The sequence below is a fragment of the Candidatus Accumulibacter propinquus genome, assembly GCF_056856495.1.
Genome location: NZ_JBSEHC010000006.1, coordinates 185,720 through 205,544, shown reverse-complemented (window position 1 = coordinate 205,544; position 19,825 = coordinate 185,720). Strand labels below are relative to the sequence as shown.

Annotated in this window: 15 protein-coding genes, 1 tRNA gene and 1 pseudogene; 5 read left to right on the top strand and 12 right to left on the bottom strand. The window is 62.6% G+C overall.

Translation table 11 applies throughout. The annotated features are described in order from the left end of the window. Positions 1-9: 9 nt before the first annotated feature. The 9 genes from AC15MQ_RS19235 to AC15MQ_RS19195 all read right to left on the bottom strand — a co-directional run bounded on the left by AC15MQ_RS19235 (position 10) and on the right by AC15MQ_RS19195 (position 12,475). Complete coding sequence (locus tag AC15MQ_RS19235) at positions 10-2,814, bottom strand: DNA methyltransferase (RefSeq protein ID WP_483081023.1); 2,805 nt, start codon at positions 2,812-2,814, stop codon at positions 10-12. Next, positions 2,811-4,742 carry an ATP-binding protein gene (locus AC15MQ_RS19230; RefSeq protein ID WP_483081022.1) on the bottom strand — a complete coding sequence of 644 codons (1,932 nt, stop codon included), beginning with the start codon at positions 4,740-4,742 and terminating at the stop codon, positions 2,811-2,813. Before AC15MQ_RS19230 ends, AC15MQ_RS19235 begins: the two co-directional genes overlap by 4 nt. A 1-nt stretch (position 4,743) precedes the next feature. Then, positions 4,744-8,442 carry a DUF6079 family protein gene (locus tag AC15MQ_RS19225; protein WP_483081021.1) on the bottom strand — a complete coding sequence of 1,233 codons (3,699 nt, stop codon included), beginning with the start codon at positions 8,440-8,442 and terminating at the stop codon, positions 4,744-4,746. After that, positions 8,439-8,954, bottom strand: a complete 516-nt coding sequence (gene brxF / locus AC15MQ_RS19220) for a BREX-3 system P-loop-containing protein BrxF (protein ID WP_483081020.1) — start codon at positions 8,952-8,954, stop codon at positions 8,439-8,441. The genes AC15MQ_RS19225 and brxF overlap by 4 nt, the downstream gene beginning before the upstream one ends. A 1-nt stretch (position 8,955) precedes the next feature. Next, on the bottom strand, positions 8,956-9,168 hold the full coding sequence (locus AC15MQ_RS19215) for a helix-turn-helix domain-containing protein (protein ID WP_483081019.1): 213 nt from the start codon (positions 9,166-9,168) through the stop codon (positions 8,956-8,958). A 281-nt stretch (positions 9,169-9,449) separates the two neighbouring features. Then, positions 9,450-9,526: transfer RNA gene (locus AC15MQ_RS19210), tRNA-Met, on the bottom strand. A gap of 463 nt (positions 9,527-9,989) precedes the next feature. Further along, entirely contained in the window at positions 9,990-11,297 is a 1,308-nt protein-coding gene (locus tag AC15MQ_RS19205; RefSeq protein WP_483081018.1) for a ferredoxin reductase family protein, read from the bottom strand. Between the two features lie 238 nt (positions 11,298-11,535). After that, positions 11,536-12,027 carry a diheme cytochrome c gene (locus tag AC15MQ_RS19200; RefSeq protein WP_483081017.1) on the bottom strand — a complete coding sequence of 164 codons (492 nt, stop codon included), beginning with the start codon at positions 12,025-12,027 and terminating at the stop codon, positions 11,536-11,538. 25 nt (positions 12,028-12,052) lie between these two features. Next, complete coding sequence (locus AC15MQ_RS19195) at positions 12,053-12,475, bottom strand: DUF1924 domain-containing protein (RefSeq protein ID WP_287655476.1); 423 nt, start codon at positions 12,473-12,475, stop codon at positions 12,053-12,055. A 178-nt stretch (positions 12,476-12,653) separates the two neighbouring features. Here AC15MQ_RS19195 and AC15MQ_RS19190 point away from each other — a divergent pair, with 178 nt between their 5' ends. The 3 genes from AC15MQ_RS19190 to AC15MQ_RS19180 are packed head-to-tail and all read left to right on the top strand — an operon-like array spanning position 12,654 to position 15,081. After that, positions 12,654-13,007 carry a PepSY domain-containing protein gene (locus AC15MQ_RS19190; protein ID WP_287655477.1) on the top strand — a complete coding sequence of 118 codons (354 nt, stop codon included), beginning with the start codon at positions 12,654-12,656 and terminating at the stop codon, positions 13,005-13,007. Next, positions 13,007-13,666 (top strand): response regulator transcription factor, encoded by a 660-nt coding sequence (locus AC15MQ_RS19185; RefSeq protein WP_483081016.1) that lies wholly within the window; start codon positions 13,007-13,009, stop codon positions 13,664-13,666. Before AC15MQ_RS19190 ends, AC15MQ_RS19185 begins: the two co-directional genes overlap by 1 nt. Next, positions 13,666-15,081, top strand: coding sequence for a sensor histidine kinase (locus tag AC15MQ_RS19180; RefSeq protein ID WP_483081015.1), 1,416 nt, complete (start codon positions 13,666-13,668; stop codon positions 15,079-15,081). Before AC15MQ_RS19185 ends, AC15MQ_RS19180 begins: the two co-directional genes overlap by 1 nt. Positions 15,082-15,141: 60 nt before the next feature. Here AC15MQ_RS19180 and AC15MQ_RS19175 read toward each other — a convergent pair whose 3' ends face one another. Continuing rightward, positions 15,142-17,175, bottom strand: coding sequence for an AsmA family protein (locus AC15MQ_RS19175; RefSeq protein WP_483081014.1), 2,034 nt, complete (start codon positions 17,173-17,175; stop codon positions 15,142-15,144). A gap of 674 nt (positions 17,176-17,849) precedes the next feature. On the opposite strand from AC15MQ_RS19175, the gene AC15MQ_RS19170 reads away from it, so the two are divergent. Further along, positions 17,850-17,981 carry a cbb3-type cytochrome oxidase subunit 3 gene (locus tag AC15MQ_RS19170; RefSeq protein WP_287655482.1) on the top strand — a complete coding sequence of 44 codons (132 nt, stop codon included), beginning with the start codon at positions 17,850-17,852 and terminating at the stop codon, positions 17,979-17,981. A 91-nt stretch (positions 17,982-18,072) separates the two neighbouring features. Next, positions 18,073-18,594, top strand: a complete 522-nt coding sequence (locus AC15MQ_RS19165; RefSeq protein WP_483081013.1) for a hypothetical protein — start codon at positions 18,073-18,075, stop codon at positions 18,592-18,594. Positions 18,595-18,942: 348 nt separating this feature from the next. On the opposite strand, the gene AC15MQ_RS19160 is transcribed toward AC15MQ_RS19165, so the two are convergent. Both AC15MQ_RS19160 and AC15MQ_RS19155 read right to left on the bottom strand, forming a co-directional pair. After that, complete coding sequence (locus AC15MQ_RS19160; RefSeq protein WP_287655485.1) at positions 18,943-19,260, bottom strand: addiction module antidote protein; 318 nt, start codon at positions 19,258-19,260, stop codon at positions 18,943-18,945. A 27-nt stretch (positions 19,261-19,287) separates the two neighbouring features. Beyond that, a pseudogene (locus AC15MQ_RS19155) lies at positions 19,288-19,557 on the bottom strand (type II toxin-antitoxin system RelE/ParE family toxin); the annotation flags it as partial. Positions 19,558-19,825: the final 268 nt, after the last annotated feature.

Sequence of the window (19,825 nt, the reverse complement as noted above, 5' to 3'; positions counted from 1 at the left end):
CGCTCAACCTCACTCGTCCCCGAGGAGCGTGAGCGCGTTGTCGTAGTACATGAGGAGCTTCTCGTCCTCTTGGAGCACGGCGTCCGGGAGCTTCTCCGCGACCTTGACGATCGTGCCGTAGTCACGCTCCTGCCAGCAGGCCTTAAAGCCCGCGCGCACCGCCTCGGTACGGAAGACCTTGAGCTTTCGCTGCGTGCTGGTCTTGTACTCCTGGAACTCGCGGAGCAACGCCTTCTCGCGAATGGCCTCGCGCTCCGCCTGCTTGCTCGGGTCCGGCACGTACCAGCGGTCACGGGCCTTCTCGACGAGGCGCGGGTCCTCCTTTTCAAGGTTGCGGAGGTCCTTATAGTTCGTCGAAAGGTATCGGTGGATCTGGCTCGGTACAGGGGCCCGGCCGTCGTAGTGGAGGAAGCTCTGCTCGAGGATGGTCTTCAGCTCGACTGTCTCCTCGTGCTTCGCCCACGCCTGGACTTCGCGCATGTACTGGGGCGTGAGGTCCTGGAAGCTCTGGGGCTTGTCCTGCAGCTGCTGCCGAACCCACTGGATGGCGCTCGCCTCGTCGTTAACGAAGAGACTGAGTTGGCGCAGCTCGCTGATGCTCGTCCGCTTGCGGTCGTATTCCGCCACCTGGTCTGGAAGGAAGTACATTCCGTCCCGCTCCGGGAATCGCTGCGACAGGCCTTGGAGGAACTCGGGGCCGGAGAGCGGCACGCTCAGCCTGCGCTGCACATGGAACGCGGTCATCCGGTCGAGCAGCATCTGCGCCGTGCGCTGTGCGACGACTTTTCCTTCGCTCGCGCGCCCAACGAAGACCGGGACGTTGCCGAGGTGCTCCTTGACGAAGGCCCATGCTCCTTCAGCCGTGGCGTGACCCAGCTCGAACCGGTGGGTCAGGGCCTCGGTGGGCTTGTAGGCCGAGATGACGAGGTCTTGCTTCACGGCCGAGCTGGTCACCTGGCGATAAGAGCCCTGCTTCTTATCGAGGGTGCGCACGTCGGCGACAACGAATCCTGCCGTGCCCATTGCCTCCTGGATTGCGCGCCAGATCCCGTTGCTCGAGTTGCTGAAGACCACCGTCATCCAGCGGCCGGGCTTGAGCACGCGGTGGTACTCCTCGAAGCAGCGGCGCATCAGCTCCTGGTACTCGTGGACACCCTTTTTCTTGGCCTGATCGACGATGGCCTCGTTGGCGGTGGCGGTCATCACCCCGTGCCACGCCTCGACGAGGAAGTTCAGATCCGCGTAGTAGATGTTCTCGCCGAACGGAGGGTCGGTGAAGACATAGTCGACACACTTGTCAGGGATCGGAACGTAGGCGCAGTCGCCGGTTTGGATGATTGCTTGTCCGTCGACCGCGGGAGTCGGCGTAAACGATGTTGCAAGGCGGCTCAACTTGGTAGAGCGCTTCGTCGCTTCGTGGAGGATGTACCACGGACTGCACTCCCCAATGACGGAGGAGATGTAGTAGATCCCAGACATGTAGTTGTTGACCTGAGACCCACCCGTCCGGCCGAACTGCTTGTCCTTATAGCGGTTGAGGAGAGAAATCCCCCAGATTGCTTGCTCCATGAACCAGAGCAGCATGCGTCGGAGGCTCCGATCTGGCACCGCATTTGTCTTCCGCCAGAGTGCTGCGACAGCGTGGGCAGCGCGAGGAATGAAGAAGTGATGCACGTGGGTGACGCCAACCAAATCCATCCGGGCACGCTCGTGCGTCATGTGCATGTACGGAAGCGCAGAAGTCGGAACGTCCGGCGGCAATGCCAGCTCTTCGATCCTTCCAAGCAGATCAATGTCCGCCTGCGAAGGAGCGCGCTGATGTGTTGTCGCTCCCACGTTGTAGTTGAGGAGCACGGGCGTACGTTTCGGGACCTTTACTGTGACGCCGATCGCTTGGTCGTAACGAGTAACGTAGAGCCTATCGAGACGCTTCTTCGTGAGTTCTATCCCACAGTGTGGGCAAGGAAACTCACTGCTTGTATCGCCGGACGCTTGATCGAAGGCCTCCTCAACGAAGTTAACCTCCCTGGCACACTGCGGACACGAGAAGATTTCGCTCCAGACCGTGTAGTTGAGGCGCCCCTTCGTCTTGCCGTCCGTATGCAAACACTCGTACATCCATCCGAGCTCTTCGCTGACTTCGAGCAGGATGCGCTCTGCCTCCTGCTCGAAGCGCTCCGCATCGAAATGAAGGTTATAGCCCGCAGCAATGAACGACGCGGCAGGCCCCAGGTCGTTCAGGACGACCCTTCGCGCGCCCCATTCGGCCTTGGCGTGCCCGGCAGCCTTCCACTCCGCCTCGACCTGCTGGCGGTAGCTGGCCGAAGCGGTCCCGCAACATTGCGCGGCGAGACCGGTCATCCCAGAGCCGCAGAAGCCATCGAGCACGAGTTCACCGGGACGGGTGTAGTGCAGGATCGATGGCACGATGGCGAGGTGCGGAACCTTGGTGTGGTACCCGTGCGCCTTGTAGAGCTGGTCGGTCTTGCCCACGCTCACGTCGACAGCGAAGGGCTCACGTTCGTACTCCTCGCTGGGGTCGTACACCTTGCCGTAGACCCGAACGAAGTCCGCGAGGAACGGGTTCGGGCACGCCGTGTAGTACGGCGGGTCCGACATACGCAGGATGGACTCGTCGCTCCCTGCCGGGAATCCCGGCGTGTTCCGGAACTCCGGGTTCTGGAGCTTTTCGCTGAGCAGATTGAGGAAGTGCGCGCGGCGCGCATCGTCGCTCTCGAAGGTCTTACCGAGGCACTCGACGGGCCCGTCGTCGGTGTGAGGCTTCGCGAAGCCAAGATTCTGCTGATTGCTCATCCCAGCTTCTCCCTGAGGTGCTGCGCGAGGCGGTAGTTTGCGTCGTCTTGCTCGACGACGCGCTGAAACACGAGGAGGTCGAGTGATTCGACGACATCTTCCGCGCTCAATGCCGTGGCTGACTCGATAACCGGGATGGTGGCGCTGGCGACGCTCGCGACAGCGTTCAGTACAGCTGCTTGTCCTTGCGTGAGGTGGACTCCCACGAGCGTCTGCCAATAGGTATCGATGTCGACCGCGCCTTCCGACCAGTCGAGGGTCAGCGCGAATGTGTTGGCGTCCTTGTCGCTCTCGAACGTAGGTGCCCGTCGGCGCGCCTGTTGGCAGGCGCGGTGAACTGCCCGGATGCCGGAACCCGAGATCTCCGCGAAGCCGATGAGGCGCAGCGCCCTAGCGATAAGGGGATTGCGCGACTGGCTCTTGCCGCCGTCGAGCAGCTTGTCGGTCGGCACCAACGAGTAACCCGTGTTGAATACAGTCACTCGGTCTGGATAGAGCTCGATCTGCGCCGCAGCGGTCGAGTCCCGATAGTCCTGGTGGATGGTCTGGTTGACGAAGATCTCACGAAGCGTGAGGTAGTCGATCGTCCCCTCGGTCCTGCTAAGGTCTTCGGGATCGGCATCCTTCATGCCGGTGTGCTCGGCGAAGAACCGGACGGCCCGCTTGAGTGCTTCGACGAGGTTTGCCGACTCAACGGTGTCTCTCTTGTCTTTGACGGGCCGCATCGACTGGGGGTCGATGACCCGAAGGTCCAGTACATCTCGCTGTAGCCGGGAGCGAATCTCCGCAGGACGTCCGAACAGGAGAGTCAGTTGACGGAACTCGTCCGGCTCCACGTGGGATCGATCGTCGAGCAGTCGCTCGCGGATGAGCGCGTGGGGGTCTGACGCATCGCGATCAAGGCGTTGTGCGTACCACTGAAGGGTCGCGGCATCGAAGGTGCTCCAGTCGACCGTACCATCCTGACGGCGTCCACTTTCTTCGATTCGTTCTCGGATCTCCGCCCACTCCTGGGCAAGGTGTCGGCCGTCCACGAGAAGCACGTTGTCGAACGGCCTCGCGATCACGCCTCCGAAGAAGTCTCGAAGCGCGTCCGCATGAGGGGTGGCGCCGTCCTGCTTCGTCCCGTCGATGGTGCAGTAGATGACCTTGTCGTCTTCGACGCCATCCAGAAACAGGAGCGATAGGTTCTTTCGCTTCTCGTCGATCCCCCAGAGAATCCACGGCGGCAGCTGAACGCAGGATTCGCCGATAGCGACGTATGGCACACCGAGGTTCTCGATACTCGACTCGAGTTGAACAACGGCAAAGGTGGGCGCGGGGTCCAGCGACTCTCCCATGAGCAGCAGCCGACGCAGAACGAAGACGCGGTCCTTCTTCACCCACTCCTGCTGCTCAACGACGAAGAGCGGCAGGGCGAGGAGAGCCTCTGCGCCGACGAGCGCATGAACAAGTGCATACCGGGGCCGGTCCTCAGCCTCGACGATGCCTGCCCTGGTTTCGTCGAGCGTCGCAAGCTCATGGCCAAGTCGGTTGCGCAGGGTCAGGAGCCGAGAGAGCGCCTCGTTCGTTGCACCGCTGCCTTTTTCCTTCTTGCTGACCCTGAAGGAGTAGCGAAGCAGCTGCTGGGCTGGATGCTGGCCGCGCGCCGCAGTGATCTCCAGCACCGTAGTCAGGAAGTGGCCGAAGGAGAGGTTGCCGCTCAGCTCGCTGAGCTTGGCCTCGGCGTCATCGTCCCGCGACGCGAACGAAGCCACCGCCACCGTCGCGAGATAGCGGGTGAGCACCTCGGCCGCCTTGAGGCAAGCGTTCACGCGCTCCGCAGCCGTCCGCGCACGCAGGACCCGGCCGCAGGCGATGGCAACCGGCGTCGGGTAGATGAGGCTGCCGCGGCGAAGCGGCCACTGTTCGGCTGCGGTCTCCGCCATTTCAGCGCTCCACGACGACGCGTACGCGGGAAGCGTCCTTGCCCTTGGTGAGGTCGGCGACGAAGGCGTCGAAGCGCTCTTTCAGCTCGCCGACCGTGCACGGGACGCCACCGTCGGTGAGCGCAGAGCTGAGCCGCGCCTCCGTGAGCACGACCTTCTCGAGCCCGCTCAGGATCTCCTGGAGCGCCTTCACGAACGCGGGGCTCACCGGGTCGGGCAGGCTCTTGCTCTTGAGGAAGGCCTCGACGGCGTCACGGCCTTCGCCCGTGCCGAGGAGCTCGATGTTGCCGGACACCGTCGGGTCATGGAGGTTGCCCAGCAGCGTGTTCGTCCAGCTCTGCACCATGTCGTCTAGCTCGGTGTCGAGCTGACCGATCCGGTCGCCCGCCTTGGTCCCGGCGAAGGGCTCCTCGACGGGGCGGAACGCGCAATGCGGGCAGATGGGGTCGGCGTCGAGATCCTGTTTCGTCAGGCTGAAGCATGTCTTCAGGCCGAAGAGCGTGTTTTGGAAGTCGCGCAGCTGCTGGGTCGGCATCATCTCGACTGTCGAGAGCTGCTGGAGCTGCTTGAGGCGCGGGTCCTGCCCCAGCCGGGCCTTGCGCTGGTCATCGGTGGCCCCGAGGCGCGCCTGCGCATGGCGCTGCAGGTAGGCGTCCTGGTGGGCCGTCTTGAGATCCGCCAGGGCCTGGCCGAGCGCACGCTGGAAGCCCGAGTCGGCGCGGTGCTTCGGGCTCGTGATCTTGGCCATGAGGTCGCTGCGTCGCCCTCGCATCTGGTCCACCCATGGGTGGCCGGCTTGGAGCACCGCCTCCGCCTTGCCCAGGTACGAGGTCGTGGGACCGACCTGCTGCACCAGCTCGCCGAGCTCCTCGATCTCGCGCACGAGCGCGAGCCCGGGCCGCTGCGCCTGGATAGCCGCGACGTCGTGCGGGAAGCTCTTGAGCTTGCCGGCGGTGTTGAAGGCCTGGAGCGACTCAAGGAAGCGCTTCAGGTTGCCGAGGCGCTGCCGCCACTCGGTCTGCTCCTGCTCCGAGAAGATGGGCTTGCCCCACAGGACCATGTCGGCCACGTGGGCGTGCGCGAGCACCGTTTTGTTGACCAGCTCGGCGACCTTCGCCTGCAGCTGCGTCACCGCGTCGTCGCGCTTGGCCGGGTTGACGATCAGACCCTTGGGCACGCCGAACAGGTCGAAGAGCTCCTGGAGCGCGCCGAGCGGCAGGTCGCGCGGGCGCTCGATGTGTTTGAACTGCGCGACGTCGTTCACCGAGAGCTTCGCGAACTGGTCGATCGCACCAGCGTCGATCTTCTTGCCGGTGATGCTCAGCACGACGTCGCCACTATGGACCAGCCCCGCCAGGACCACGGCGAGGAACTCCGGCTCGAGCCGGAAGCGGTTCCAGTAGTCGATGCCGGCCTGCTCATGAACGAGCTCGGAGCGGTTCAGCACCTGGCCTTCGCCCTTGGCGCCCAGCTGCTCGATGATGTGCTTCGCGTAGCGAGACTCACGCGGCCGGAGCTGGTCGCCATCGAGCATCTCAAGCGCGTCGAGAACGGCGGCGCCGAGCTTGCTCTTCACGCTCCCGGCGATCCAGCGCAGGGCGTCCTGCGCCGCCTGCCCGCGGTTCGCGCGCGTGATGGGGGTGTCGAAGATGGGGTAATCCGGCGCGAGATCTTCGAAATGCATCGACAGACACACGGCCGCTGCGACGTCGACGTAGTCACGAACACCGCCGCGCGATGGTGCACGAGCGAAGAGAGTCTGAAGAAGCTCGCCCAGGCTGCGCACCTTTCCCTGGTACGTGACCTCGTAGACAGTCGTGATCTTCTCCTGTAGCCAGCGGGTCATCGTCCGCAGGTGCTCGAGCGCTTTGTCGTCGTAGATCTTCTTGTTACTGCCCGACGCGGTGGCCGATTGCTCTCGCGCGCCGGCGTAGAGCTTGAGGGCGCGGTCAAACTCCTCGTCCCGGTGCGTCAGCCGAAAGAAGACCTCGTCGGGCTTACGCTCGTCCTTGAAGTACGGCGCTTCGAATGGCTGGATAAAGTAGATGTAGAAGTCGCGCGGCGGCTGAGCTGTGGAGCGCTCGTTGGGGGCGCCAAAGAAGAGATAGCCGCTGCGGCCCGCCTTGCGCTCGCGCCACTCGAGCTCGTGCTCCCAGATGCGGTAGCCGGAGACGTAGGGCGGCGCCTCCGGGACTTCGAGCACGACGCGGCGCAGACCATCGAAGTAGTAGCGATCGAGCTGGGAGTCGCTGAGAGACTCCGCCCGCTTGTCGATGAGCGAGTCGAAGTCGATGTCCTTTTTGAGGTCGAGGTAGTACTGGCCGTTCTCTCGGTTGAACGAAAGGAACTGCCCGCTGACGGTCTTCACGATCTCGCGGAGCACGGTCTCGACGACGGTCTTGAGGAACTCCGCGTCGCGCTCCGGCAACGGCATGAGCACGCAGAGGTTGTCCCGTAGCTCCTCAGCGGTCGCGCCGATCGGGGCGAAGATATCGCTGGTTGTCAGGCGGTGGACCGAGAGCGCGTGGATGATGCGCAGCGCAGCCGGGCGGTACTGCGGCCGCGTGAAGGCCTGCTGGATGCGCGCTTCGAGGACGTCGGCCTTCTCGATGACGTCCCGAATCTCCGGCACCGAGCGGAACGACGGGTTGTCCTTCAGGTTCTGCCAGTACGAGTCGTAGGCGATGAGGCCCGGCTCGTCGGCCGGCACACTCTCGCTGAGTATCCGCCGGATGGCGGCGCTCAGCGTCTTGAGGACCTCGCGCTTCTCCGCGACGTACACGCGTTCGAAGGTGTCGAGGTAGGCAGGGTGCACCGGGAAGAGGCGGACGAACTCGTCCATCCGCTCGTTCATCGAGCCGTAGAGCGGCGCAAACTTGGTCAGGTGTTCGCGCACCAGCGCCTGCTGCTTCGCGTCTTTCTTGAGGAGCCGCTCGGCGACGACGTGAGCCACATCCTCGCGAGCGATGCGCATCTGCTCGAAGCGGTCCTTGACTCGCCGGAGGCTGTCAGCGGCGAACTGGAAGCGCGGGTTGTCGAAGAGGCTCTCCTGGACACCGGCGATGAAGCGGAAGCGCGAGCCCTTGGCGAACTCTCCGACCGCGCGGAGGAAGTTCAGGTTGCGCATCAGCTCCTGCTCCCGGTTGGAGCGAAGGTAGTCGAGGAGCTCGTCGAGGACGAAGAGGAGCCCCTTGTCGGGGAACTTGGCGGTGAACGCTGCCATCATGGAGGCGAACACGTCCTTGTGGTTCTTGACCTGGTCCTCGGGCGGCACCTCGAAGTGCACGCCTTGTTCCGACAGCTGGTCCTGGAGCGTCTCCATGACGAACTGCCGCAGTGGCATCGACGAGTTGATCTCGGCACGGATCACGAAGAAGCGCCCGGCGACAAGCGAGGCCTTGTCCGCCACCGCGGGGTTGGTGAGAACCCCCGCCAGATTGGCATGCTCCGCGATGGCGGAGATGACTGCCATGAGGTGCGACTTACCGGTCCCGTAGTTGCCGACGACGAGGAGACCTTTGTTGTCGGCCGGGGTCTCGAACTGGAGCTGCGGGAGCACCAAGTCGGCGAGCTGCTCGCCCATCCGGTTGGAGATGACAAAGGTCTCAACGAGGCGACGAGCACTGGCAGCCTGGTCAGCCTCGCGGAGCTGAACAACGGTCTCGATGGGGTCGAACTGGATGAGGTCCACGTAGTTCATGCCGAGTGCTCCTGTGCAGACGTGGCCCCGCTACTGCTGGGGACGCCCCCGCTCGAAACGATGAGCGCATGAGGTTCCTCGAAGCGCCGGAATTCAGGATGGTCGGGCGTCGCGTAGGTCAACGAGGAGCCGACACGCGCGCCACGCCAGGTCGCCACGATCGTGCGGTTGCGCGAGAGGCTCTGCAGCAGGCGGAGCGGGTCCTGATGCAAGTCCGGGTGAAAGAGCATCTCGACGTTGTCCAGCAGGACTGTGTCGCCCGTTTGCCCCTGGACGATGTCGTCGATGATCCGGGCGACACGCAGGGCGCGCTGTTTGGTGGTGAGCTCAAGCAGCTTCTCCGAGAGCGCGAGGTTGACGTTCACGAGCGGCCAGCCGCGCTCTTCATGCAGGTCGCGCAACGCGCTGGTCTTTCCCGAGCACGGCGGACCCGCGACGATGACGAGCCGGTGATACAGCTGGCTCGCCTTCTTGATCTGCTCCGCAACTTGATGTGAAAGCGGGGGCACCATCCTACTTCTCTCTCCGCGGTCCGGTTGAAAGGTCATCGTCCGACCCGGCCCCCCCGACGTGAACCCACTCGTCAATTTCCGAGAGCTTGAACTTCCAGAGCCTGCCGACGCGGTGAGCCGGCAGGCCCTTTTGCTCGATCCAGCGGTAGACCGAGTCCTTGGCCACGCCCAAGTGGTTTGCGACTTCGTCTACGGAAACCCAGGGTTCTGGCATCGTTGGTCCTCCAATAGCAGAACAGGCTGCACGCGCTGTTGCGCAGGCTTTCCAGCAGCGTCCAGCGAAACTACCACCATCCACGAGGCCAAACAAGACGTGAAAAGGTAAAAGTCGATGAGAACGAACTACTGCTTTGAGGAAGCCGCGGGCTGCGGACCACCCTGGTGCAGGTGGTGGCGGCGGCGGGCAACATTGCGGAGGAAAAATGGCAAGTGTAACCCCGGCGTAACCCCGCAAAAAAGCCCCGGCATTTGACCGAGGCTAACTCTTTGTTTCTTTGGTGGTGATGGGTGGAATTGAACCACCGACCTATGGGTTATGAATCCATCGCTCTAACCGACTGAGCTACATCACCTTGGGCGTGTGATTATAGTGCTCTCATGAGAGCATGGTCAATACTGAATGCATGCTGCAGGTACTCGCTTCGAAGGTTATGTTTCTCCCGACCTTCTTCTAGACGTGCAGCAAGCCGGCATTCAACCGCACCATTCGCAATACTGCTGCGCCTGTTGGCGCGACTGGATGTTGCCAAGGGTCACTCGTCCCGCCAGCGGGCGAATAGCCCTGAGACTCCGAGAAAATTGGCAAAGAACGCCAACTGCCCCAGGACCGTGGCACTTCCACCCCTCGTCCCAACGAACGTGAAATCGCCCGCCAGGCGCCGCAACCCGCATCGCCGCAGCCCCTTGTCCGATCTCCTGCAAGGCACCACCAACCGCCTTGACCAGCGCTTTTCGATCAAAATCCAACTCACCCATTGGGTAACCCTCTTTCCTGGAGATTCAGTCTGCAGAGCTTCATAACTGTGAAACCCAGGCCTAGCGCATCTCGAAAGCTTCCTGATGGAAGCGCGTCATCGTTCCCATCGAACGCAGCCCGTTGCGCAGTACTTCGGCCAAGCCCGCGGGGCCGCAGAACCATATTTCCGAGCCTTTCGAGGCGCCCAGCGATGCCACTTCCAGCACTGCACCCTGGCGGGCGCCATGCACGTGCAGATGGACGCGTGGAAGGCTGGCGCACAAAGCTTGCAGCCGAGGAACGAAGGCATCTGTTGCCTGGTCGCGGGTGCAATAGTACAGTTCGGCTATCGGTGCGCTGGCTGGGTCGGCCTGTAACGATTCCAGCCAGGAGAGGAAAGGCGTGACGCCGATACCGCCCGCTACCCAGATCTGCCGGGCCGTGGGATCGCAACGACGGAGTTCGAAACAGCCGTAAGGTCCTTCGACGCGAACCGCTTGCCCTGGCTTGAGGTTAACCGACAGATGGTTGGTGTAGTCGCCAAGTGCCTTGATCTGGAAGCTGATCGTACGATCGCCATGGTCTGCGCTGGCGATCGTGAAGGGGTGTGCCCCCTCCCGGTCGTCAAATGTGACAAATGCGAACTGCCCTGGGCGGTGTCCTTGCCAGCCGGAGTCGAGTCGGCAGTGTACCGTAGTGATGTCGTGTGCGGGATGTTCGACCGCGACGATTTCGCCGGAAGCCTTGCGAGTCGTGCCAATGCGACCGAGCAGCGAGCGTATGGCACCGTAGGTGCCCGCAGCCAGCAGGATCGCGAGCAGCGCGCCGGCCGGCTGCAACCAGTAGTTCCGGGGGGCAAGCAGAGCCGCGTGAAAGGCCAGCATCAGATAGATGATCGGCATGGCCCGATGGAGCAGGCGCCAGGTCCGGTACGGAAACTTCTTCCACAGCGTGATCACCAGCATCGCCAACACGGCGTAGATTGCCCACTCGCCCATGTCCTTCGAAAGATCACGCATGATTTCCAGCAGGCCGGTGAATTTTTCCTTGGGCAGGCGGCCTTCGCGACCGATGCTCGACTTGAGGATGTCGCCCCCCAGTTCGATCAGCCAGTGCAGCGCGGCAAAGGAGATGGCGAGAATGCCGGCCCACTTGTGCGTCCGGTAAACGCGGTCCATGCCCCCCAGGGAAGATTCCAGCCAGGTGGGGCGCGTGGCCAGCAGCATCGCCAGCGACATCAGCGCGATCGACAGCAGGCCGCTCAGGTAGAGCGCTTCCTGACGGGCGATCCATAACGAATGCGCATGGACAGGAAAGCTCGTATTGAGCACATCCCAGCCCCAGACTACGGCGACCAGGGCGGACAGACTGGCAAGCATGGTTTTCATGGCATCGCGCTCGAAAAATGTTGAGGGTGACCTGCTTCGCTGCCGGCCGCATGACCGCAGGGCGCTGTGGCGTATCGTCGCGGCAGCTTGCATTCGACCGAAGCGTTGCCTGTACGCGGATGACGCATGCTGGAACCCTCCGTTTGTCGCAGCCAGGCTGCAGAGCATGTGAAGATAATGCACGGCGCAGCCTGAATGCGAGGTGAAAGTCCTGTTCATCAGCCGTTCAGGAAGCATCTCAGTCTTCATAGTAACCGCGCTCGGCGCCGGTATGGCAGGCCGCGCAGTTAGCCTTGGAGCGCACATCCTTGTGCTTCCACTCCCAGTCCTGAACCTTGCGGTGCTCCTTCACCCATTTCGGCAGTTCGGTGATGCGGAGCGGCGCATTCGTGGCCGACACGCCGCGCAGCAGCTTGTCGCTGTAGCGCCGGCCGCCGGTATCGGCAGCGTTGTTGACCAGGTACTCGGTGATCTTCGTCGTCACGGCTGGGTCGAGCGAGGCGTCGTCGCCAAAGTGGTTCCTGAGGTCGGCCATCATGCGTCTCCATGAACTGGCAGGCAGCATCGAAGGGGCAAAAGCAAGATGACAACTGCCGCACTCTTCCTTGACCATCGGGTCGGCAACGGGGGCGAAATAGTGGCTGCCGCCGGCCTGGGCACGGCCGAGGACCAGTGCGGAAAAGGCCAGGGCGAGCAGGCAGAGGGCGAGTAGGCGAGCGGGAATTTTCATGATCGGCTCCTTGGTAATTGCTGGACTACTGGCTAATCATGAAACTCAGCCAGTCGCCCTTTTCCAGCGGCGTGCATTCACGTCCCAGCACTTCGTTGCAGTTGCGCTTGAACCACTTTTCGACTTTCGTCGGGTCGGTATATCGCGAGGGCGAAGCCGACAGCGCCATCGGGTCGATCGCCTTGCCGGCCGGGTTGCGGCCTGCGCCGCGCGTGTCGTTGCCGTGGCACGAGGTACAGGACGGCGTATCGGGCTTGCCGCCGGAGAAGGCCTGGTTGTGCAGCACCTTGCCGCGGGCGGCGGAAAATCCGGAAAATGCGGGGTTGGATGCCTTGGCGGTACGGGCATATTTGTCCAGTTGATCCTCGCGCGTGCCGGAGATGCCGGCACCGGAAAAGCTCAGTGCGAGCGTGACGGCAAGCGAGGTGATGGTCAGTTTTCTGTGCATGGTGTACTCCTCGTTGGGGTCGGTGTCAGGCGTACTATGCAGAGAGTGAACTGAATGGAAGGTTAATCCCCCGTTCATCCTGCGTTCATGAAGTCCGGGCTATAAATCAGGCATGCTGAAACAGAACCCGACTACCAATCGATCTGCAAGCCACCGTTGCCATAGGGCTGCAGGCGCCTTGTGTACCCTGTTGCTGGCGTTTGGCGCCAGTAGCGGCATGGCGGAAAATGGCCGCGACCATGACCGCGCCCGACAGGCGGTGGAGGCAGGCGAGATACTTCCGCTGCGCACTATCCTCGAACGAGTTGAGCGCGAATACCCGGGACACGTGATTGATGTCGAACTGGAACGTGAACACGAGAACAAGCTTGAACCCTGGGTCTACAAGATCAAGTTGCTGCGCAGTGGTGGCAGCCTGATCAAACTCAAGGTCGATGCGCGTACCGGCGCAGTCATCGGCAAGAAGGAACGCAGCGGAACGGAGCAAGAACGGGAACCACGTGGTCATCGACGCGGCGGAGAGGGCAGCTGATGCGCATACTGATTGTTGAAGACGAACCGACCCTGCAGGCGCAACTGGCCGAAGGTCTGGGCGCTGCAAGCTACGCCGTGGATACCGCCGGAAATGGCGTAGACGGGCACTACCTGGGCGCTAGCGAGTCCTACGACGCGGTGGTTCTCGACCTTGGCCTGCCGCAGGTGGATGGCATCACCGTGCTCCGCAAATGGCGCGCAAGCGGACGCACGATGCCGGTACTGATCCTCACCGCACGTGACGGCTGGCACGAGAAAGTGGCCGGGATCGACGCCGGTGCTGACGACTACCTGAGCAAACCCTTCCACATGGAAGAACTCCTGGCCCGCCTGCGTGCGCTGATCCGCCGTGCCGGCGGCCATGCCAGCGCCGAACTGAATTGCGGACCGCTGACGCTGGATACCCGTAACCACCGCGCCACGGTCAATGGACAGGCGCTGACGTTGACCAGCCACGAATACCGCGTGCTCGCCTACCTGATGCATCACCGCGACGAAGTCATCTCGCGCAGCGATCTGGTCGAGCACATCTACGCCCAGGATTTCGACCGCGACTCGAACACCGTCGAAGTGTTCATCGCCCGGCTTCGCAAGAAGCTGCCGCCGGGGCTGATTGAGACCGTGCGCGGCCTCGGCTACCGGCTGACCCCTCCGTAATGAAAAATGCCGTCAGCAGCGCGCTGCGAAATTCGTTACGCCTACGCCTGCTGGCCGGCACCCTGTTCTGGATTGCCGCTTCGATCATCGCTGCCGGTTGGGGGCTGAGCAGCCTCTTCCAGCGGCATGTCGAAGTTCAGTTCCATGCCGAACTGAAAACCTATCTCGACCAACTCACGGCGCAACTGACGCTTGACAGCAAGGGGCAGCCAACCTTGGCCCTCCCGCTCAGCGACCCACGCTTGAGCCGGCCCTATTCCGGGTGCTATTGGCAGATCGACGAGATCAATGACGCTGCCCCGGTAAGCAGCGGGCTGCTGCGCTCGCGCTCGCTGTGGGATCACGTGCTTGCCGTCCCGCCGGACACGCCAGCCGACGGCGAAATTCACCAGCACCGGATCGCTGGACCTGAGGGAAAGATGCTCGGCATGGGCGAACGCAGCGTGCGTATCGACGACATACCGGACGGCAAGCCCCGTAGCTTCCGTCTGATCGTGGCTGCCGACGAGAGCCTGATGTCCGAACCCGTGGCACGCTTCAGCGATGCGCTGTGGGTGGCACTGGGAGTGCTCGGCATGGGCCTGGTGGTCGCTGCCCTGGTGCAGGTCTTCGTCGGTCTGGCACCCCTGCGCAAGTTGCATGCCGCGCTTGGCAAGGTGCGCAGCGGCGAAACGCCGCGCCTGAATGGCGATTTTCCGGCCGAAATCATGCCGCTGGTCGAAGAGCTCAACACCGTGCTGGCGCAGAACGCCGAGGTCGTCGAGCGCGCGCGTACGCAGGCCGGCAATCTGGCGCACGCGCTGAAAACGCCGCTGAGTGTACTGGCCAACGCGGCAGATGCCGCCAGCAAGCCTGCGAGCCGGGAGCACGAGGCACTCGCCCGCCTCGTCCTGGAGCAGGTCTCCACCGCACGTCGACAAGTGGACTACCACCTTGCCCGCGCACAAGCCGCCGCCACCAGCCGCATGCCCGGTGCACGAACCTCGCTGCGGCCAGTCATCGACGGCCTGCTGCGAACCATGCGGCATATCCACGCCGAGCGCCAGCTTGACCTCACTTGCCGGAGATTTTCCGAGGCCCTGGTCTTCCGGGGTGAAGCACAGGACCTGCAGGAAATGCTAGGCAACCTGCTCGACAACGCCTGCAAGTGGGCCTCACAGCAGGTCAGGGTCGACGCGGAACGCAAGGGCAGTGAACTGTGCATCATCATCGACGACGACGGCGTGGGGCTTGTCGCCGCGCAACGGGATGCCGTTATCCGCCGCGGCATTCGAGCCGACGAACAGGTACCGGGATCCGGGCTGGGACTAGCCATCGTCGAGGATCTGGCACGGCTGTATGGAGGCCGGCTGGAGCTGATGGATTCGCCACTGGGCGGATTGCGTTCGGCGCTGACGCTACCGGCGACAAACTGAAGCAGAACTGGCGAAATTGATCGCCCAAACGCAACCTGATGGTCGAGCCGGAAGCGCTGTTTACCGTTTTCCGGCACGTGGCGCAATATCGCTCGTCTTCACGCGCGCATCCGACTTGGCCTGGTTGATGAGTAAGGCACAGTCGCTGTCCTTGTCGTTGCCAAAGTCGAGCAGCGGTATCAATGCTCCCACACCTGACGTCACCGCACCCAAAGCCACCGCGAGAGCGCCGCGCGCGATCACGCCGCCCATTTCAGGTCGTACCGTCGGGCTATTGAACGTCCCCGTGATCACGATGGGGCCGCGCAGCGATGCCAGACTGAAGCCCTTCGACTCGGGCACCAATCTGAGGTTGAGCGATTCATCAGTGAAGTCTACGTTGCCACTACCGGTAATGCTGACCTTGGGCGTATCGAGCACCAGGTTCTGCACGCTGAAAACGCCATCAAGCGCCTTGAAATTACCCACCATGCAGCGAATCGGAACCTGCCTGTCGCCACCCAGCATGACCAGGAGCGAATTGGCCAGGTCAAGGTTCGACAGTCTGAGAACCAACTCCCCGACCGAACCACCAGCCATGATCAGAGCGGCCTCGCCGTTGGCCGAGGCGAGCATCTGTGCCACCGAATTGCCATGGCCAGCCAGTCTGGCCCGCCCCCCCATCGTGCCGGTATTGGCGTCGGCCAATCTGAAAGTCGGGAACAACTGATCCAGGTGCAGACCTTTCGCGGTGGTGTCTACCTGTATCGCGATGGGCCGGTGGCGCCCGTCCATTTCGATGCGCGTCACCAGATTTCCGCCAGCGATTCCGAAATCCAGCGGTGTGAGCTTCAACACACCATCGTTTACGGTGAGATGCGCACTCATTTTGTTGAGCAGCATGTTCTCGGTCAGGATCTTCTCGCCACGGAAATGCACATCCGCGTTCGCCGCGTTCAGCTTTTCCAGACTGAACGGCTCGGCCGGCAGCACCTTGTCGCCGAGTGGTGGGTTCCGACTCGGCTGCGAACCGCGCTCAGCTCCGATGAAGCCGCCGAGGTCTTTCATCAGCAGTTGTTGTGAGACCAGGTCGGCGCTGATCATTTGGGGCCGCTGACCCCGATCAACCGTGAAATTTCCCCCCAGATCGCTTTGCCCCACCGTCCCCTTGAAGCGGCGAAAAGTCCACACGTCGCCTTCACGATCCAGAAATCCGACGAGTTTGTACGCGGGTGTCGGCGGAAATGGCACACCGATGATCGGAAAGAGTAACGCCAGGTCGCTCCCTTCAAGCTTGAAGTTCAGTTCCTCTCCCTTGAGATGCAGCGGATCGAGCAGCTTGCCGTCAATGCTGGCCCTGGTGCTACCCAGCATCGCATTTGCCCTGATCGGGTAGGGATTTTCGGCGCTGCCCAGACTCAGCAGCCCGCCACCGCGCGCGTGCAGCGTCGTCGGCAGGCCCTTGAAGCGGCCTTTGCCCGCGACTTCCAGCCCGAGTTCAGGATTATCTTTGCTGTCTTCCCGCGTTTTGATGTCAAGCGCCAGTTCGGTATGATTGTCGGGATCCCGATAACGCACGCTGCCGTGATCGATGGTCAGCACGCCGATGGTCGGAAAATCGACGGCATGGTTCTTGTCCTGCTCGTCGAAGACCCAGTTGGGCACGCCATCCCGACTCACCTCAAGCAGCACCTGCGGTTCGGACAAGGCGACTTCGGGAAATTCCAGCCTGCCGATCAGAAGCTTGAAAAGGTCGATCGTGAACTCCAGGCGCTTGATTTCGGCCATCACGGGGTCGGGGCTCCACGCGGCATTCCCGAAGACAACGTGGTGGGCAACGATGCGCGGCCGCCATGAAAGATGCACGCTCAGTTCGCCGTTGACGGCGACACTTCTACCCGTAGCGCTACTGATCCGGCGCGCAATGGGCTCAAGCAGCCCGTTCCGGTCGACAAGCATGACGGTCAGCACCACCAGGGCGAGAAATACTCCAGTTGTCCATTTGAGCGAACGCGTCAGGGTCATGGCGGTGAAGGAAGGAATATCAGGAGGCCTGGTGAAACGCCTTGCCGTCGCCGGTATGCCCGCGCGGGGATGTCGCTGACGCGTACGCATCGTGCCCTTCAACAGCCAGTCAAGACGATATGCTGATGATGGGACGTCATCTGTTCGCCAGCGCACACGGGGACGAGCCAAGCGCCGCCCACCGCTACGCCTCCGGCCGCCTTGAACGCGGCCACCCCGGCAACGCCACTACCGCGACCCGGTGTGCGCCGACGCTGGAAAGACCCGCCTGGCGCGCGACGAGTTGCCGAAGAAGTCGTGCCAGGCCAATGGCCGGCGTCGCGCAAGCCCTTCCCGCGCCCTTCCCCGCCAGGGAAACCCGACACGCGCAACCCTGCTGGCGATCCTGCCTGCCGCCGGCCAATGCCTGGCCGTGACCCACAGGCATGAGCCTCCGGCCTGACGGCGCGCCGGCCTCGACGCAGGGAAAACCGCGTCTGCGGTCGGATCTGCTGTCGTACCTGTTCGCCAGCCGCTTATAATTCACCCATAGGATCCAACCTGGACAAACGTTCCGGGCATCGTCCATTGACCAGGCATCCAGGAGAACTGCTCATGAGCAAGCGGATAGCGGTGATCAAGATTTCCCTGACACCCGTCGCGGCAGCCCATCGGCTGGACATGTGCGGCAACGCCAGGGCAACGGCGGCCGGCGAAACCTGAGCAGATAAGTTCGCCCAGGCTCCCAGACCCTCCTCGACGTTTGGCTGCGCAACGGGAACGACATGAACCTGACCATTTATCACTTCGTCCTGATCATTGCCTTCATCGGCATCGTGCTCTGGGTCTTCGCCCGCAAGCGCAAGGCGCGTTTTGAGCGGGATGCGCGGATTCCTTTCGAGGAAGACAAGGATTGACAAGCGTCGCGGGGACACCCCCGCAGAACTGCGCCGGAGCATGCTTCGGGATGCCTGCTCGGGCGATCGGAAGCAGCGAGGAACCCTGACCATGAGCAAACCTTCTCTCCTTGTCGTGTTGAGCATCGCAACGGTCGCTGTTGCACAGCCGGTGTATGAAACCAGTGACCGCGTTGGCCCGGTTTTTTCGGACCTCCCGAGTGCCGGAGCCCGCGAGATCACGTTGCCGCAGATCAATCTGATGGATTCGCCGTCCCCCCAGGTTGCCGGCCAGCCCGCGCCGGCGGTGGCGCCCTACTCCGCAGTGCAGATCATGCAGCCTGAAAACGGCGGCACGGTACACACGAATACCGGCCTGTTTTCGATGGCCGTGACGCTCTCCCCCGACTTGCGGACAGCGCGGGGGGACGCCATTGCGATCAGGCTCGACGGAACGGTCCTGCCGGTCCGGCGAGTCACGCTGCAGTTCGACATCAGTCCCGACGAGTGGCAGATGGCGGCCAAGGATCAGGTCGAACATCAGGTCGAAGTTGCCGTGGTGGACCGCGCCGGCAGGGCGTTGCTGATCGCCACCCCGGTAAGCTTCTACGTTCATCGCGCGACCAGGCGTTGATCCGGGTGCCCCGTCATTGACCGGAGCCACAGCGCCAAGCTCACGCAGTGTAAGGGTCAGGGCCAGCATCCTCAGCCTCGACGGTCAAGGCCGGACCACATCAGGTCGTATTTTCTGACGCGTGGCCGAGCCGCGGCGGCTGCAGGCGGCGTTGGCCAGTCCGCTGCATGACCCGCCGTGGAGAGCCACTGTGATTAGCAAAATCGTTTCCGGAGGACTGCCGGGACCCTGCATCAGGACGCCACCATTGACTGCACCGAAGCAAAGTTTGGCATGACAGGCCAGGCCCGGCTTACCGGAACGGTCCTCTCGATGGAAAGGGTGTCACCGGAGGCACGTTCGCCCCGCTTACGCCGCCTCTGCGTGCAGACGCACACCCAACGCGCGGGCGACCTTCAGGATGGTTGCGAAGCTCGGGTTTCCGTTTTCACTGAGAGCCTTGTAGAGGCTCTCTCGACTGAGGCCGGCGTCGCGCGCGACTTGCGTCATTCCCTTGGCGCGAGCGATATCACCTAGCGCACGGGCGATACCTGCAGCATCTTCTGGTGCCTCAACGAAACAGGCATCCAGATACGCTGCCATTTCTTCGGGCGTGCGAAGCTGTTCAGCGACATCGTAGGCAACGGTCTTGGTTTTCGGACTCGCTTTTGCTGCTGCTTTAGCCATCTCGTACTCCTGAAGGTTTCGCGCCAGCGCGTTAGCTGCCTTGATGTCTTGCTGCTGACTTGACTTATCCCCGCCAGCAAGAAGAACCATCAACTCACCGTTTCTCTCGGTGTAGTAAACCCGGTAGCCAGGCCCAACATCGATCTTCAGTTCGGACACGCCTTCAGTCGGATGACGATGCTGGCCAGGATTGCCGTGCGAAAGACGATCGACTCGCACCTGAATCCTTGCCCGGCTTGTTCGGTCTTTGAGCCCATTGATCCAATCTCGATAGACCTCGGTGAACTGAATGCGCATGCCGGACTGTAGTCTATGGGATACGAGTCGTCAACCTCTGGCGAGGAATAACAGAGGCGTCGATCGACGCTACGCCGTCGTCGCCCGGAAAAATGGTGACGCGGCGTCATGCAGCAAAGTCGTTGCTCCGAACATCGACGCCGTTGCGCGGGGGGATGGCGTCGTGCTTCGGATCGACGACGCTGTCTTTCCGGAAGTCGCCGGAGGGGGTTCTGAACATCGACATCGCTGCACAGAGGAACGCGTTCGTCCTTGCGAGCGACGAAGG